The organism is Acetobacter sp. A11-2 (assembly GCF_040208445.1).
GTDB classification, from domain to species: domain Bacteria; phylum Pseudomonadota; class Alphaproteobacteria; order Acetobacterales; family Acetobacteraceae; genus Acetobacter; species Acetobacter oryzoeni.
Map to the genome: position 1 here is coordinate 2096337 of NZ_CP157843.1, position 15964 is coordinate 2112300.

At 54.4% G+C, this 15964-nt stretch carries 13 protein-coding genes; 4 read left to right on the forward strand and 9 right to left on the reverse strand.

Going from position 1 to position 15964, the window contains the following annotated elements:
* Nucleotides 1–90 precede the first annotated feature (90 nt).
* Nucleotides 91–543 (forward strand): Lrp/AsnC family transcriptional regulator, encoded by a 453-nt coding sequence (locus ABNV41_RS10175; protein WP_050818658.1) that lies wholly within the window; start codon nt 91–93, stop codon nt 541–543.
* Between the two features lie 4 nt (nt 544–547).
* Here ABNV41_RS10175 and rbfA read toward each other — a convergent pair whose 3' ends face one another.
* The 5 genes from rbfA to rimP are packed head-to-tail and all read right to left on the reverse strand — an operon-like array spanning nt 548 to nt 6519.
* A complete protein-coding gene (gene rbfA / locus ABNV41_RS10180) occupies nt 548–1012 on the reverse strand; it encodes a 30S ribosome-binding factor RbfA (RefSeq protein WP_050818660.1) in 465 nt (154 codons plus the stop codon).
* Nucleotides 1009–3678 carry a translation initiation factor IF-2 gene (infB, locus tag ABNV41_RS10185; protein ID WP_050818662.1) on the reverse strand — a complete coding sequence of 890 codons (2670 nt, stop codon included), beginning with the start codon at nt 3676–3678 and terminating at the stop codon, nt 1009–1011. The genes rbfA and infB overlap by 4 nt, the downstream gene beginning before the upstream one ends.
* Nucleotides 3675–4325: an RNA-binding protein gene (locus tag ABNV41_RS10190; protein WP_349934645.1), complete on the reverse strand. Its 651-nt coding sequence runs from the start codon at nt 4323–4325 to the stop codon at nt 3675–3677. The genes infB and ABNV41_RS10190 overlap by 4 nt, the downstream gene beginning before the upstream one ends.
* A 13-nt stretch (nt 4326–4338) precedes the next feature.
* Nucleotides 4339–5883 carry a transcription termination factor NusA gene (nusA, locus tag ABNV41_RS10195; RefSeq protein ID WP_050818664.1) on the reverse strand — a complete coding sequence of 515 codons (1545 nt, stop codon included), beginning with the start codon at nt 5881–5883 and terminating at the stop codon, nt 4339–4341.
* 30 nt (nt 5884–5913) lie between these two features.
* The gene (gene rimP, locus ABNV41_RS10200; RefSeq protein ID WP_003624600.1) at nt 5914–6519 is read right to left on the reverse strand and encodes a ribosome maturation factor RimP; all 606 of its coding nucleotides are present in this window, start codon (nt 6517–6519) and stop codon (nt 5914–5916) included.
* A gap of 234 nt (nt 6520–6753) precedes the next feature.
* On the opposite strand from rimP, the gene ABNV41_RS10205 reads away from it, so the two are divergent.
* Genes ABNV41_RS10205 through ABNV41_RS10215 form a run of 3 tightly spaced genes read left to right on the forward strand, consistent with a single transcriptional unit; the run spans nt 6754 to nt 9642 of the window.
* Nucleotides 6754–7350 (forward strand): hypothetical protein, encoded by a 597-nt coding sequence (locus ABNV41_RS10205; RefSeq protein WP_050818666.1) that lies wholly within the window; start codon nt 6754–6756, stop codon nt 7348–7350.
* Nucleotides 7347–8630, forward strand: a complete 1284-nt coding sequence (locus ABNV41_RS10210) for an AAA family ATPase (protein ID WP_050818668.1) — start codon at nt 7347–7349, stop codon at nt 8628–8630. The genes ABNV41_RS10205 and ABNV41_RS10210 overlap by 4 nt, the downstream gene beginning before the upstream one ends.
* A gap of 43 nt (nt 8631–8673) precedes the next feature.
* On the forward strand, nt 8674–9642 hold the full coding sequence (locus tag ABNV41_RS10215) for a hypothetical protein (RefSeq protein WP_050818670.1): 969 nt from the start codon (nt 8674–8676) through the stop codon (nt 9640–9642).
* Nucleotides 9643–9681: 39 nt separating this feature from the next.
* On the opposite strand, the gene ABNV41_RS10220 is transcribed toward ABNV41_RS10215, so the two are convergent.
* The 4 genes from ABNV41_RS10220 to acnA form a co-directional block, all read right to left on the reverse strand.
* Nucleotides 9682–10596 (reverse strand): LysR family transcriptional regulator, encoded by a 915-nt coding sequence (locus ABNV41_RS10220; protein WP_050818671.1) that lies wholly within the window; start codon nt 10594–10596, stop codon nt 9682–9684.
* Nucleotides 10597–10807: 211 nt separating this feature from the next.
* Nucleotides 10808–12367: an ABC transporter substrate-binding protein/permease gene (locus ABNV41_RS10225; protein ID WP_050818672.1), complete on the reverse strand. Its 1560-nt coding sequence runs from the start codon at nt 12365–12367 to the stop codon at nt 10808–10810.
* A complete protein-coding gene (locus tag ABNV41_RS10230) occupies nt 12364–13125 on the reverse strand; it encodes an amino acid ABC transporter ATP-binding protein (protein WP_050818673.1) in 762 nt (253 codons plus the stop codon). Before ABNV41_RS10230 ends, ABNV41_RS10225 begins: the two co-directional genes overlap by 4 nt.
* 64 nt (nt 13126–13189) lie before the next feature.
* Complete coding sequence (gene acnA / locus ABNV41_RS10235; RefSeq protein WP_050818674.1) at nt 13190–15883, reverse strand: aconitate hydratase AcnA; 2694 nt, start codon at nt 15881–15883, stop codon at nt 13190–13192.
* Between the last annotated feature and the right edge of the window lie 81 nt (nt 15884–15964).

Here is a 15964-nt window from a genome sequence, read left to right on the forward strand (position 1 = left end):
TGTAAGATATCCTGCCTGTGTGTTGCAGAACATATTATTTTTCCTGTATTTTAGAATAAAATTTCAATACCAGACCACAAAAGACAGATTATGCCAGATCGTGTAACCGAAGCCATTTTGCGGCACCTTGAACACAATGGCCGCTTGAGCAATGCAGAGCTGGCTGCAAAAGTGGGGCTTTCCCCTTCTGCCTGTCTGCGCCGCGTGCGCATGCTTGAACAACAGGGCACCATACAAGGCTACCACGCCATTATTGCTCGGCAGAAAAGCCCGGCAGTTGCCACCATTATTGTGCAGATCACGCTGGAAAAGCAGACAGAGGAATGCCTGCGGCGTTTTGAAAGCCGCATTAAAGAATGTGCTGATGTTAAGGAGTGTTATCTGATGACAGGTGATGCTGATTATCTACTGCGTGTAGAAGCCCGAGACATGCAGGATTATGAGCGTATCCACAAAGAGGAATTATCCCGCATGCCGGGTGTAGTGCGTATTCAAAGCAACTTTGCCATTCGCCCCGTTGTGCAACAGGGCAAATGTAGCTGAATACCTAGTCTTCCGACTCTTCATCTTCCGATGGCACATTGAGATCACGCTGCACTTCTGGAGAACGCAGCAGTGTATCCATGTGCATGGCCGTATCCAGCGCTGTATCTGGCTGGAAATGCAGTTCCGGCACAGTACGCGCACGTATTTTATGCGCAAGCTGTGTTCTCAACCACGGAGCTACTCGTTTTAAAGCGGGCAGAAGTTCCGCAACATCGCTACGACCCAAACGGGTAATAAAAACCGTTGCGTGACGAAAATCTGGAGAAAGCCGAACCTCTGTAACCGTAAGGTCAACATCTGCCAGATCCGGATCACGAAACGTGGTGCGTGCAAAAATTTCAGCCAGCACACGCCGCACTTCTTCCCCCACCCGCAACTGACGCTGGGAGGGGCCAGATGGAGCAAGACCGGCGAGATACCCCGCCGGCCCTGCTACTTTACTGCCTGATCCGTTCTTACGGCTCATGCTGGAACCAGCTCACTTTCAAAGCATTCCACCACATCGCCTTCGCGCAGATCATTGTAGCCTGCAAAGGAAAGGCCACATTCGTAACCCTTGCTGACTTCCTTAACATCGTCCTTGAAGCGCTTGAGCTGGCTCAAGTCACCTTCATGAACCACTACGCCATCACGCAGCAGACGCACGCCACAGCCGCGTTTGACAACGCCTTCCGTAACGTAACAGCCAGCCACTTTGCCCACCTTGCTGATTTCGAACACACGGCGGATTTCGGCATAGCCAAGGAACTTTTCGCGATGCTTAGGTGCCTGCTTACCGCGCACAAGCTGTTCCACATCATCAGCAACCTGATAGATGATGGAATAGTAGCGGATATCTACACCTTCGCGCTGCGCTAACTGACGCGCCTGTGCTGTGGCGCGCACATTGAATGCAATAATCACTGCATCCGATGCCTTACCAAGCTGCACATCACTTTCCGTGATCTGACCAACAGAAGCATTGAGAACGCGAACGCCCACTTCTTCATTTGCCAGCTTGAGCACGGTTGTCTGAATAGCTTCCGCAGAACCCTGAACGTCTGCCTTGATCAGAACAGAAACTTCTTTCTGATCACCGGCCTGAATACGGGCCAGCATCTGATCCAGCGTGCCACGGGCAGCAACCTGACCAGCCACCTGATGTTCTTTCAGCTTACGCTGACGGAACTCGGAAATCTCACGTGCGCGGTTTTCGTTTTCAACCACCACGAACGGAGCACCAGCAGATGGCACACCAGAAAGACCCAGCACTTCAACCGGCATGGAAGGCCCTGCATCCGTAACCTGACGGCCACGATCATCCAGCAGAGCACGCACCCGGCCCCATTCGGTGCCAGCAACCACGATATCGCCTTTATGCAGCGTGCCTTTTTGCACCAGCACAGAGGCAACAGAACCGCGACCACGATCCAGACGGCTTTCAATAACGGCACCTTCAGCAGCCCGGTCCGGGTTTGCCTTCAGTTCCAGAATTTCTGCCTGTAGAAGAATAGCTTCTTCCAGCTTGTCCAGCCCGGTACGTTTAAGCGCGGAAACCTCAATATCCTGAACGTCACCGCCCATGGATTCTACCACAATTTCGTGGCTCAGAAGTTCCTGACGCACCCGATCAGGCTTGGCGCCTGGCTTGTCGATCTTGTTGATAGCAACAATCATCGGCACGTTTGCAGCCTTGGCATGCTTAATGGCTTCAACCGTCTGCGGCATAACACCATCATCAGCTGCCACAACCAGCACCACCACATCCGTAATGGATGCACCGCGAGCACGCATAGCCGTAAAGGCTTCATGGCCCGGGGTATCCAGGAATGTAATCTTGGAGCCGGAAGGCAGCGTAACCTGATAAGCCCCGATATGCTGGGTAATACCGCCGGCTTCTCCACCCGCAACGTCTGTTGTGCGCAGAGCATCCAGCAGAGATGTCTTACCGTGGTCAACATGACCCATGATTGTCACAACCGGCGGACGCGGACGCAGATCTTCCGGTGCGTCTTCCACACCTTCAATCCCCAGTTCAACGTCTGCTTCAGAAACACGGCGCACGCGATGGCCGAATTCTTCAACAATCAGTTCAGCCGTATCAGCATCAATGGTCTGAGTGACAGTTGCCATTACGCCCATTTTCATCAGCGCTTTGATAACTTCACCCTGACGGGCTGCCATACGGTTAGCCAGTTCCTGCACGGTAATGTTTTCCGGCAGAACCACATCACGCACAACCTTCACCTGATCGGAGCGCAGACGTTCCAGTTCAGCCTGACGGCGTTCACGCTCGCGCTGACGACGGACAGATGCGAGTGAACGCGTCTTATCGTCATCACCTTCAATCGCGGCCTGCACATCAATACGGCCTGCACGACGACCACCGCCGACATCCGACTTACGACCACCACCACTTTTGCGATGGTTACCAGCAGGTGTTTTACGAGATGCACCACGGCGCGGCGCATCATCACTTTCCATGTCACGGCCACTACGCAGGCGCAGTGTTTGCGCAGCCGCTGGTTCTTTTTCCTTGGCTTCAGCAGGCTGAGAGCGTGAAGGAACAGGCTTCAGCGGCTTGGCTGGCATAATTGCGCGTTCAGCCAACGGACGCAGACGCCCAACCGGCGGAGCCAGCGTTACTTCACCCGGAATGGGCACAGCAGAAACAACTGGTTCTTTCACGGCAATAGGCTGAATGGATTCAATGCGCGATTTGCGCTCATCCTCTTCAGCGGCAGCCTTTGCGGCTTCGGCTTCTTCAGCCGCGCGCTTATCTTCTTCTTCCTTACGACGTGCTTCTTCAGCGGCCGAAAGAATACGAATTTTTTCAGCTTCGCGCTGCTCGGCTTCACGCCGTGCGGCTTCTTCCGCTGCTTTTTTCTGTTCCGCCAGCACACGCTGACGCATGGCCAGTTCAGCGGCTGTTAGCGTACGACCGCCACCGCGCGCTCCACCGGCACGTCCGCCAGAGCCACCTGGCCCGGCACCACGTTTTTTGCGCACTTCAACCTGCACAACCTTGGAGCGGCCATGACTGAAACTTTGCCGCACGGACCCGGCATCAACCGTCCGTCCGACCTCCGAACGCCCTGCCGGCCGAAGGGACAAACGCCCCTTACCCTGATCCTGATCCTTGCCTTCGCTCATTGACCCGCCTGTTCACACCCATGCGCCGGAAAGGTCCGGGGCATGCGAGGGCCGCCTTCAGCAACCCCCGTAAAACGCTTATTCTCACAACGTAAGCGCTGTGCCAGCCCACCGGCTGAAAGCGCTACGTTCACCACTCGTTCCCGCCCAAAAATCTTTGCCAGATCTTCAGATGACAACACCTCAACGACAGGAATATCGCGTTGGCCGGAAACCAGCCTTTCCCGCTCTTCCCTGCTTCCATCCAGCGCATGAACAACAATGGCAGCTTTACGCTGTACCAGCCATTCTCGCACCTTCATAAATCCACTTGTAGCCTGACCAGCTCTGCGAGCCAGCCCTACAAGTTCACTCATCCGCCGGAGCAGCCCCGCTTCTACACGGGCTACTATATCTTCCGGCACCTTAACCTGCTGGCGTGCGGCGCGTGAAAAAACGCCCCGGGCACGCGCCTGTTCTATCACATCCCGGCGGGGGCTCAACCATATTCCCCGCCCCGGCAGACGTGCATCCAGATCAGGCACCACTTCACCAGATGGTGAAATTACAAACCGGATCATTAAAGAAGGTTCGCCTTCTTCACGCGTTACCGCGCACCTCCGAAGGCTGCCTTTCTCTTCTGTTTCTGGCAAGAAATCACCACCCACTTTATATCAGGCCTCAGGCGTTGGCCTCACCTTCCTTGATATCGGAAGGCTGCTGATTTTCATCCTCAAACCAATGAGCACGTGCTGCCATGATAATTTCATTGGCGGCATCTTCCTCAATGGCATCGGTGCCCAAGATCTCAACCAGCTCATCGCCAGCCAGATCTGCAAGGTCGTCTAAGGTTTTTACACCTTTTTCACCCAATGTCACAAGCATCTGGTTTGTAAACACGCCCATATCGGCAATCTCGTCCACAACACCAAGCTCTTTCCGCCGATCATCAAGCTTTTGTTCCTGCTGAACCAGATAAGATTCAGCGCGCTGAACCAGCTCCTGAACCACCGACTCGTCAAAACCTTCAATGCCAATCAGTTCATCTGGATCAGCAAAAGCCAGTTCTTCGATGGAGTGGAAACCTTCTGTGACGAGCAGACCCGCAATCACATCATCCACATCCAGAGCTTCAACAAACAGCGCTGTCCGACGACGGAACTCTTCCTGGCGGCGCTCGGATTCTTCCGCTTCTGTCAGGATATCAATATCCCAACGAGTCAGCTGGCTGGCCAGACGGACGTTCTGCCCACGGCGGCCAATAGCCAGAGAAAGCTGCTCATCCGGCACGACCACTTCTACGCGTCCGGCTTCTTCATCCATCACCACTTTGCTGACTTCAGCCGGAGCCAATGCATTCACCACAAAGGTAGCGGCCTGCGGGCTCCACGGGATGATATCGATCTTTTCGCCCTGCAGCTCGGCCACAACGGCCTGCACACGGGAACCGCGCATACCCACGCAAGCCCCAACAGGATCAATAGACGCATCACGAGAAATCACAGCCATTTTGGCGCGAGAACCCGGGTCACGCGCAACGGCCTTAATTTCAATAATGCCATCATAAATTTCAGGCACTTCCTGCGCAAACAGCTTGGCCAAAAAGGCCGGATGCGTGCGGGACAGGAAAATCTGCGGGCCACGTGGTTCATCACGCACATCGTAAATGTAAGCGCGCACGCGGTCTGAGTTACGGAACGTTTCACGCGGGATCAGCTCATCACGCCGAAGCAGCGCTTCTGCCGAACCAATTTCAACCAGCAGGTTACCGTATTCGGTCCGCTTGACGGTACCGTTTACGATTTCGCCAACGCGATCCTTGAATTCGTTATACTGGCGCTTGCGTTCATATTCACGCACGCGCTGCACAATCACCTGTTTGGCGGTTTGCGCGGCAATACGGCCAAAATCGATCGGGGGCAGTGGATCGATCAGATATTCGCCTGCCTGAATTTCAGGGCGAAACTTGCGGGCAATGGAGAGCGCAATCTGCGTATCTTCATTTTCCACTTCGTCCACCACTTCCGTCCAGCGGGACAGACGCACATCGCCTGTCTTGCGGTCGATGGTGGCACGAATGTCCTTTTCGTGCCCATATTTGGCGCGTCCGGCTTTCTGGATCGCCTGTTCCATGGCTTCCAGCACTTCTTCACGCTCGATACCTTTCTCGCGCGAGACAGCGTCTGCAACCAGCAAAAGTTCAGGACGGGAAACAGAGGTATCCATACTCTCAGCTCTCCAAAACAGGCAGCTTTATCAATGCACCTTGGGCCCGGAAGAATCGTCGTCATTCTTCTGGGCGGGATCAGTGCCGGGCGCAGATTGCACCATACGGGCACTAGCTTCAATCAGAGCATCTGTCAGCACCAACCGTGCACGCCGGAGTTCTTCCAGCGGCAAGGCAACTTCCGTGCCATCATCCAGACGCATCCGCGCAACAGTTCCATCAGACCCCAGAACCGTACCGGAAAAGCGGCGGCGCCCATTTACCGGCAGCAGAACTTCTGCCTTGGCCTGGTGCCCGGCAAAGCGGTTCCAGTCCTTCGCACGGGTAAGGGGCCGATCTATCCCGGCAGAGGAAACTTCCAGCGTCCACGCCCCGGGAATGGGGTCTTCAACATCCAGCACGGCACCTACCGCGTGGCTGATCCGTTCACAATCTTCCACATTGATCAGGGAACCGTCCTTGCGGTCTGCCATGATTTGCACAGTCGGACGCTCACGCCCCAGCACAGCAACACGCACAATCTCATAACCCATATCCTCAACGGCAGGGGCTATCAGCGCAGCAACGCGGGCTTCTAGGCCAGAGTGAGTAGAAAGGTCTGTATCCAATGCAAAAAAGGCGGCCGTCAAGGCCACCCCCCGAAACGTAAAACAAATTGAGAAGGATGGTTCTTTATGTAAGGGATGCAGAGTGAAACCGCAAGGGCAGAATAAAGTTACTGCCCGTTATGCAAATCTCTACCCTTTATAAAAAACAATTTTACGGGCTGGATGCAAATTGCGCATTGCAGGGTGCGCCGGACATGCTTTTATTACCTCTATTGCGACATTTTTACCATCCTACACACCACTAAGGGCTGACCTTTCAATATGCACAAAGAGCCAGAACCCGCATGGAAGCCGCAGCCGCAACCTCAGGCAGCAGATAAACCCTCTGGCGTGCGCATGGCTCTGATAGGGCTAGCTACATGCGTTATCATGGCTGGAGCTGGTGTGCATTTTATGGGTGGAGGACATGGAAATACCTCTACCCCCGCAGCAGAAAACAATACGCAAGACCACGATAACAGCGCCAATCGGCTGGGGATTCCCCTTACGCTCATTGCCTCGCAAAAAGCGGCTCAAACCTTGGCAAAATCGAATTACACGGATCAGGAGCAGGCAGATATTCTGGCCGGCATAAAACGGCGGGACATTCGCTTGGTAGCCATGCCTGTTTACGATGCCACAGGCGCTGGGGGCACCATTACCCTTATTTGCGGAGCATGGCACCAAACTGTGCATTTGTCCCCTACCCCGCAAACCGTCATTCTACCCATTACGATCAGCGGTAATGTTGATATCATACCAGCATCAGACCCTGGGCCTGCTGGCATTGGAAGCGGCGCCATTACGGTATTTGGCCCACAAACACTGCCGATTATGTATAAAGGGGATACTTTGCCACTAACGGTGATTGCGCAATGAAGGGACTGTTACCCGCCCTAAACCGGCTGATGCCGTTGATGATGGTCATCTTTCTGGTGCTTGCCAGCATACAGATTGCCCTCAGCCTGCATCTTTCCCTGCATTCCATTACGCATGTTTTGCAGTGGTGCGCTCCCGCGTGGCCAATTTTGGCCGCAAGTGGCATTATACTTACGGTAGCAGGGCTGCTGTTTGAAACACGCGCCGAAAAGCTAGCGCGCAAAGGGCTTTTACGCCGACGGGGATTCATCATGGACGTTCTTGCCAGACTGACCAACCGCGCCGCACTGGAAGAAATGATGGCGCGCGAGCAGCGTGAAACCACCATTGATGCGGAAGAACTGGCAGCCAACCTGCGGGCCCGCGTTATTGGGCAGGATCAGGTATGTGAGGATGTGGCTGTGCAGTTGCGCCGCCGCCTTGCCTTGCAGGTACGCGGTAAACCAGTAGGCATTTTTCTGCTGGCAGGCCCCCCGGGCACAGGCAAAACCTATCTGGCCAAGCAGCTTGCCCGCCAGCTTGAACGCCCCCTGCTGCATTTTGACATGACACAGATGAGCAGCCCCCACGCCGCAACCCAGTTGTTTGGGTCACCCAAAGGTTATGTAGGTTCAGACACTTACGGGAAGCTGACGGGCGGCCTGAAGGAAAAACCGGATGCTGTGGTGCTGCTGGACGAAATTGAAAAAGCGCATCCAGATGTGTTCAAAAAATTCCTGACAGCCTGGAATGACGGACACATTACCGAAGCCTCTACCGGGCAGCAGATTTCTACCGTACGTGCCATTTTTGTGCTGACATCGAACATTGCCACGGATGCGCTCACAGAAATTGCAGACCGCCTGCATGATGACCCAGACCGTATGCGTGCCGAATCGGTAGAAGCCCTGCGTCAGGCTGGGTTTGCCCCGGAAGTTCTAAACCGGTTGGATCGGATCTTCGTCTTCCGTCCGCTACAGGGTCTGGATATTGCCCGCGTGGCCGCGCTGGAAATTGAAACCATGATTGAAAGCTACGGCCTGAAGGTAGAAACCGGCGGGATTGATGCCACCCTGCTGATGGATGTCATGCGCCGCCAGAGCCGCATGGGAGATGCAGCTTCTGCCCGCGATCTGGTGCGCTCCATTGAAGATATGATCAGCGAATCCCTGATTGTAGCCCGCCAGCAGGGCGCCAATATGGTGCGGCTGGTAAAGGAAGATGATGGCGCTGTGGTTGCAAAAGTGGCGGATAACCGCACGGATGAAGGCGATGGCATTCATGCGCGCCTGATTCCATAAGCGGTCCCTTACTGTTTATTCTTCCGGCACAAGGCTGTTCTGCATGTCTGCTTTTACCCGATTGTGGCAACGCGCTCCTGTATGGCGTGTCGCGCTGTTTACCGCTGGCGCATGCAGTGTGTTTTCCGTGATGTTTCCAGCCCCTTGGCTGACATCACGCCTGCCAGCCTATGCAAAGCTTACCTCTAAAATCAGCCATATGCTGCCGAGCGGTGCATCATCTGCCGATTCGTCAGAAGATGCGTTGCGGCCGGATGAAGACCGGCGTACCGTTTCCGCTCCCCCTATGGATGCACAATTTGAAGGCACATTATCCTTTGCGGGCCGCCAGCTCCCTTTACCCGCGGGCAAATGGCACCCGCTCCTGAATTATCAGGATGATGTTGCTCATGGAGAGATTCTGACATCCCTTTATGTGCGTTCTGAACAAGGCATTGTCACAGGCCTATTGGTTGCGCAGGCTACCACACAATCCTTACCCATTACGGATACGCAGTTGGTGCAGGATGAATGCCACAGCAACTTTAACTTTATGTCCGAAGCCTTGCCGCAGGATGGCACGCATACAGAATGCTGGATGACATCCCCCATCCGTGTGGTGAACAACGTTTTTCTAACATCCAATCCCGCATTACAGGCTTTGTTGGGAAGCCCAATGTTTATTCCCCCAGCAGTGCAACGCCTGACGGGTATGGGCTTTGATCTGCCCCCTGTTCTGGTGGATGCAGGATGGAACCGGATTGAAAAAAGCAAATCCGGCCCCGGTGTGGATTTCATGAGTGTTCACATGCTGACAAGCCCGGCAGAAGCTGGCAGCAAAACCGTACCGGGTGCACCAGAAAACTGGTCCCGCGCAGGTATGTCCGATTCCGCTGCTGTGTCAGACTTTGTCCGCCGCACCAACGCATGGCTACGCGGATGGAGCCCTTATCTGCGCCAAGGGTTTGACAGCAAGCTTCCTGACACTGCGCTGCCCACAACTATATCGGCAGATCCTGCGTTTCATGGTTAAGCAACCGTTAGAACGCTTTCTGTAAGGTATAGGAAACCGTTAAACAGCTTGGTGAAGTTTGCCTTCACGCAGAAGATCTGCAGAAACTTCGATCAGAAAGTCCAGAACCGTCCGCGTCCGCAAGGGGAGCGTGCGCGGGCCGGTATGCACGGCATAAAACGGCAAAGATGGAATCTGCCAATCTGCAAACAGACGGGTGAGCCGACCACTAGCGACAGCCTCACGCACCTGAAACTCTGGTAGCAGCCCTATGCCCAACCCAGATTCTACAGCATACAGCACCGCTTCACTGCTATTGGCACGGAAAACAGCAGAAGGCGCAATAACGCTTTCTTCGCCATCCCGTTCAAAGTTCCAGTCCAGCCTGCTGGAACCGTAATTATAGACGACTCCCGGATATTCCGGCAGATCACGTGGGTGCGTAGGCGTGCCGCAACGGTTCAGGCAAGATGGCGCGGCCACCAGCCATTTGCGCACAACACCCAATTTGCGGGCAATAAGAGACCCTTCGGCAATCTCTCCTACACGAACGGCCAGATCCAGCCCTTCTTCTACCAGATCACCAAACGCATCGCGCATAACCACTTCAATAGCCAGATCAGGGTGCCGTTCCAGCAATTCCCCTATCCGCCGTGTCAGACACAGGCCGAAAGCCGTGGTGACCCCTAAGCGAACCAAACCAGAAACAGAAGCCCGGCGGCGGCCCAGCACTGTTTCTGCGGTTTCCAGAATTTCCAGCACTTCATAGGCATGTGGAAGCAGGCTTCTGCCATCTTCCGTCATGGTGAGGCTGCGTGTGGTGCGCGCAAACAGCGTTGTGCCGTAATGCGCCTCTAACAACGCAATATGGCGGGAAATTGTAGGCTGACTAACACCTGTCTCACGCGAGACGGCAGAAAACGAGCCTGTAGCCGCAACGCGAACAAAGCTGTGAAGCGCGGAAAGAAGATCCATTGAAGTCCAGCACTGTCCCTGCGAACACGCGCACATTACATTACAACCCCTTACCAGCAAGAAGTGTATCTAATGTTGCGCGTATTCCTGATTTACCGACAATTTTGGAACAAGCTGGCTGGTCGCACAACATCCGTCAGGCTCTGTTCCGCCATGTGACAGATGCACTTGCATTTGTCTCGCAAGACGGAACAGATATCCCAAACAGGTTTTACCGGCGCCGCATATGCGGCTGTGCCAGCTTTTTTTCTGCCATACGTGCCAAACGCACAAAAGGCAGCCCCAGCAACAGATAAGCCGCACCAACCATCAGCCCTGTTCCAAAATAATCGAAATAGGAAGAGGACAGGCGAATGTAAGTCTGGGTCAATTCTGTCAGCGTAATCACGCTGACTAGTGACGAATCTTTCAACAACGAGATAAAATCGTTTGTCATGACAGGCATAACCAGACGGAAAGCCTGTGGCACCACAACATAACGCAGTGCCTGAGCGTGCGTCATATTCAGGGCCAATGCGGCTTCCATCTGCCCATGCGCAACAGATTGCAGGCCGGCCCGATAGTTTTCGGCCTCATATGCCGCGTAGTTCATACCCAAGCTGACAACACCGGCCAGGAAGGGCGTAAGACTGATACCAAATTCAGGCAGACCGTAGAAAATAAACAGAACCTGAATCAGCAATGGGGTGCCACGCACCACTTCCACATATGTAGTCGCCACCCACCGCAAAGGCGTAGGGCCATACAAACGCAGAAGCGCCAGAGCCAAACCTGCACCAACAGCCAGCACCATTGCACATAGGGAAACCAGCAACGTCAGCCATGCAGCTTTCGCCAATTGCGGCAGAAAACCCATATAGCGTTCCAGCTTAACGCGCCAGCCGCCCTTGCCTTCCAGCTCTGCCACATATGCGTTCCACGCCGCTGGTGTAACGTTTAAGGTGGTGTGATCATTGGTCAGCTGCGCCATTTCTGGCGTCCATAGGTCCCACCGCAGCAAAACGCGATGGAGTGTGCCATCATGCTGCATGGTTGCCAGTGCGGCATTTACTTTTGCGCGTAGGGCAACATTCTGCCCTTTAGCAAAAGCAATACCATATTCCACACGGCCAATGGGTTCACCCACCACCTGTAGGGCCGGGTTGGTATCACCGTAATATTTGGCAATGGGGCCATCAATCAGAATGGCATCCGTGCGCCCGTTTGCCAGATCCATAAACGCATCGGTTTCTTCATCATACGTCCGAAGCTGAACCTTGGCGTTCTCGGTAAGAATACGTTCAGCCTGCGTATCTTTAATGGTGCCAATGGCATGGCCGTTCAGGTCCGCAAGGGTTTTCAGTTGCGGGCCATTACGCCGCACCACAATGCGTTCTGATGTGATGTAGTACGGGTCTGAAAAATCAATGCCTTCAGCATGCTCATCTGTCATCTCGATGCCACAGATGACCATCTCATAAAGGCCACGCTGCAAGCCGGGAATAAGGCCATCCCAGTCATTCTGCACGAACTGAAGCGGCGCACCCATGTGCTTGCCCAGTTCCTGCATCAGGTCATATTCAAACCCGGTCAGCTTGTCCTGATCTTTCAGATCATGAAACGTATAGGGCACATCCGATGAAGCATCCGCAGCCCAGCGGATCGGCTTTTCTTCCTGTGCGTGTGCCACATGCGCGCCAGCACCCAGCCAGCTTACGGCCAGCAGCATACAGACACAGCGCAGAAACAAACCCCAAAAGCGGGGCGGGCAATACTGTGCGTTCTGTTTCACAGAAGTGTCCTCAAAAAGCGGCGTGTCTGTTCATGGGCCGGGTTCACACACAGAACCTCCGGCGGGCCGGCTTCAACAATATGGCCGCCATCCATGTAGACAATGGTATCCGATGCCACTTGGGCAAAACGCATATCGTGGGTGACGATAATCTGCGTCATCCCTTCATCATCAAGGGTGCGCATGACCCCCAGCACTTCTTCCGCAACTATCGGATCAAGCGCTGATGTGGGTTCGTCATACAGCATAATTTCTGGCCGCATGGCCAAAGCACGTGCAATGGCGGCACGCTGTTGCTGCCCACCAGAAAGCGAAACGGGGTAACGCTGCGCAACACGGGCCAACCCTACTTTTTCCAGCAGGGCCATGGCCTCGGCGCGTTCAACTTCTCCGCCCTCACCCTTCACCACGCGGGGGGCCAGCAGAACGTTGTCCAGAACTGTAAGGTGGGGAAAAAGGTTAAAGCTCTGGAACACCATGCCCACATGAGTGCGCAAGCGATGTGCCATATGCTCATCAGCGCGACGCCAGACGGCATCTTTACGCTCTATGGTCACCCCCATGGCAGTGATCTTGCCGCTATCGGGAATTTCCAGAAAATTCAAACACCGTAAAAAAGTGGATTTTCCGCAACCGGATGGGCCGATAATAGAAACCAGCTCACCCTTTCGCACCTGCATGGATACACCACACAGGACATCCCCCTCGCCGAAACTTTTGTGCAGATGTTCCGCACTCAAAACGACTGGGTCTTCCACAGAAAACGCCGACCCGGTGCGTACCGGGTCGGCATCTTGACGTTCACCTTGAACGAATTGGTTCTCAGGCAGCTTTCGTCATCCCTCGCAAGACGTACTGAAGAATGCCACCATGCCTATAATACTCGACTTCGTCTAGGGTATCGACACGGCAAAGCAGTGGTACTTCCTGCGTGGAGCCGTCATTTCTTGTAATTGTCATAATTACATCCATGCGCGGCGAAAGTTTATCAACACCCTTGATGCTGATCACCTCATCACCCTTCAGACCAAGGGTCTTGCGGGTTGTGCCATCCTTGAACACCAGCGGCAGAACGCCCATGCCCACAAGGTTGGAACGGTGAATACGCTCAAAGCTTTCAGCAATAACGGCCTTTACGCCTAGCAGCAGGGTGCCTTTTGCGGCCCAGTCACGGGAAGAACCCATGCCGTATTCCTTGCCACCAATCACCACCAGCGGGGTGTGTTCCTTTTTGTATTCCATGGCCACATCGTAAATGGCGCCTTCCTTCCCATCTGGGAAGTGCTTGGAATATCCACCTTCCGTACCCGGCAACATTTCGTTTTTGATACGGATATTGGCAAAAGTACCACGCACCATCACGCGGTCATTCCCACGACGGGAGCCGTAAGAGTTGAAGTCTTTCGGTTCAACCCCGTGTTCCATCAGGTAACGACCAGCCGGTGAGTCCTTCTTGATGGAACCAGCCGGAGAGATGTGGTCAGTTGTGATATTGTCACCCAGCAGAGCCAGAATGCGCGCACCTTCGATATTGCCGGGAGCTTTGGGCTCAACGTCCATATGCTTGAAGTACGGCGGATCCTGCACGTAGGTAGATTTCGGATCCCACTTATAGGTTTCAGAACCCGTAGCAACCTTCAGGCCCTGCCATTCCTTCGTGCCCTTGGACACGTTCTTGTAACGGTTGATAAACTCGTCACGGCTGATGGCAGAAGCAATAAGGTCTGCAATTTCCTTATTGGTGGGCCAGATATCCTTCAGGTAAACCGGCTTGCCATCCTTGGATGTGCCCAGCGGTTCCGTGGTGATATCCTTACGCATGGTGCCCAGCAGGGAATATGCAACCACCAGCGGCGGGCTTGCCAGATAGTTGGCCCGAACGTTGGGGGAAATACGGCCTTCAAAGTTACGATTGCCAGACAGGACAGAAACAGCAACCAGGTCGTTGTTTTCAATCGCATCTACAATGTGGGAAGGCAGCGGGCCGGAGTTACCGATACAGGTGGTGCAACCATACCCAACGGTGTTGAAGCCCATGGCATCCAGGTCTGTCGTCAGGCCTGAACGGTTCAGGTAATCTGTAACAACCTGAGACCCCGGGGCCAGAGAGGTTTTCACCCACGGCTTAGGCGTAAGGCCCAGAGCACGCGCCTTGCGGGCAACCAGACCGGCAGCAATCAGCACAGCCGGGTTGGATGTGTTGGTGCAGGAGGTAATGGCGGCAATAACAATATCGCCCTGCCCCAGATCATAGTTGGTTCCGGCAACCGGCACCTTTTTATCGGCATCGTTTGCGGCCACACCCAGAGAGCTGGTAAGTTCTTTTTCAAACGCGGTCTTGGCGCTTTTCAGCTCCACGCGGTCCTGCGGGCGCTTGGGGCCTGCCAGAGACGGCACAACCGTGCTGAGATCCAGTTCCAGAACATCTGTGAACACCGGTTCGGGTGTTTCGTGCGTGCGGAACATGCCCTGTGCACGCAGGTATTCTTCAACCAGCTTGATACGATGTTCATCACGGCCGGTCTGACGCAGGAAGTCCAGCGTAAGAGCATCAACCGGGAAGAACCCGCAAGTTGCACCATATTCCGGAGCCATGTTGGCAATGGTTGAACGGTCAGCAACTGGCAGATGGTCAAGTGCTGGGCCAAAGAATTCAACAAACTTACCAACCACGCCTTTTTTACGCAGCATCTGGGTGACTGTCAGCACCAGATCGGTAGCTGTTGCGCCTTCTGGCAGCTTGCCTGTCAGCTTAAAGCCGATCACATCGGGGATCAGCATGGCAATGGGCTGGCCCAGCATTGCGGCTTCAGCCTCAATACCACCAACACCCCAGCCCAGAACGCCCAGACCGTTAATCATGGTGGTGTGGCTGTCTGTGCCATACAGGGAATCCGGGTAAACGTATTCCTTGCCACCAACATTAGCGGTCCATGCCACCTGGGCAATGTATTCCAGGTTCACCTGATGGCAGATGCCCGTATCAGGCGGCACAACAGAGAAGTTTTCAAAAGCTTCCTGACCCCAGCGCAGGAAGGCATAACGTTCTGCGTTGCGCTCAAATTCCAGCGTAATGTTTTCCTGCAGCGCATCTTTTGTGCCTGCATAGTCCACCATCACGGAATGGTCGATCACAAGGTTGACCGGAACCATCGGGTTCACCTTCTGCGGGTCACCCTTCAGGCTCACAATCCCATCACGCATGGCTGCAAGATCCACCACACCCGGCACGCCGGTGAAGTCCTGCATCAGAATGCGTGAAGGCTTGAAAGGCACTTCCTTGCTGCTGCTGCCCTTTGGCAACCAGCCTGCAATGGCCTTGGCGTCTTCTACATTGTAGGAACGCCCATCTTCAAACCGCAGAATGTTTTCCAGAAGAACCTTCAGCGAAACCGGCAGGCGGCTTACGTCGCCAATGGTTTTTGCCGCTTCGGGAATGGAAAAATAATGGTAGGTCTTGCCGTCAACCTCAAGGGTGCGGCCTGTCTTTAGCGTATCGTGCCCAACCGTTTTCATAATCGCTCTCTCCCCGATCACAGCCGATGGCTGGTGATGCGTTCAGGACACCGTAAATATGCCATTCGGCGCCGAGTGCCT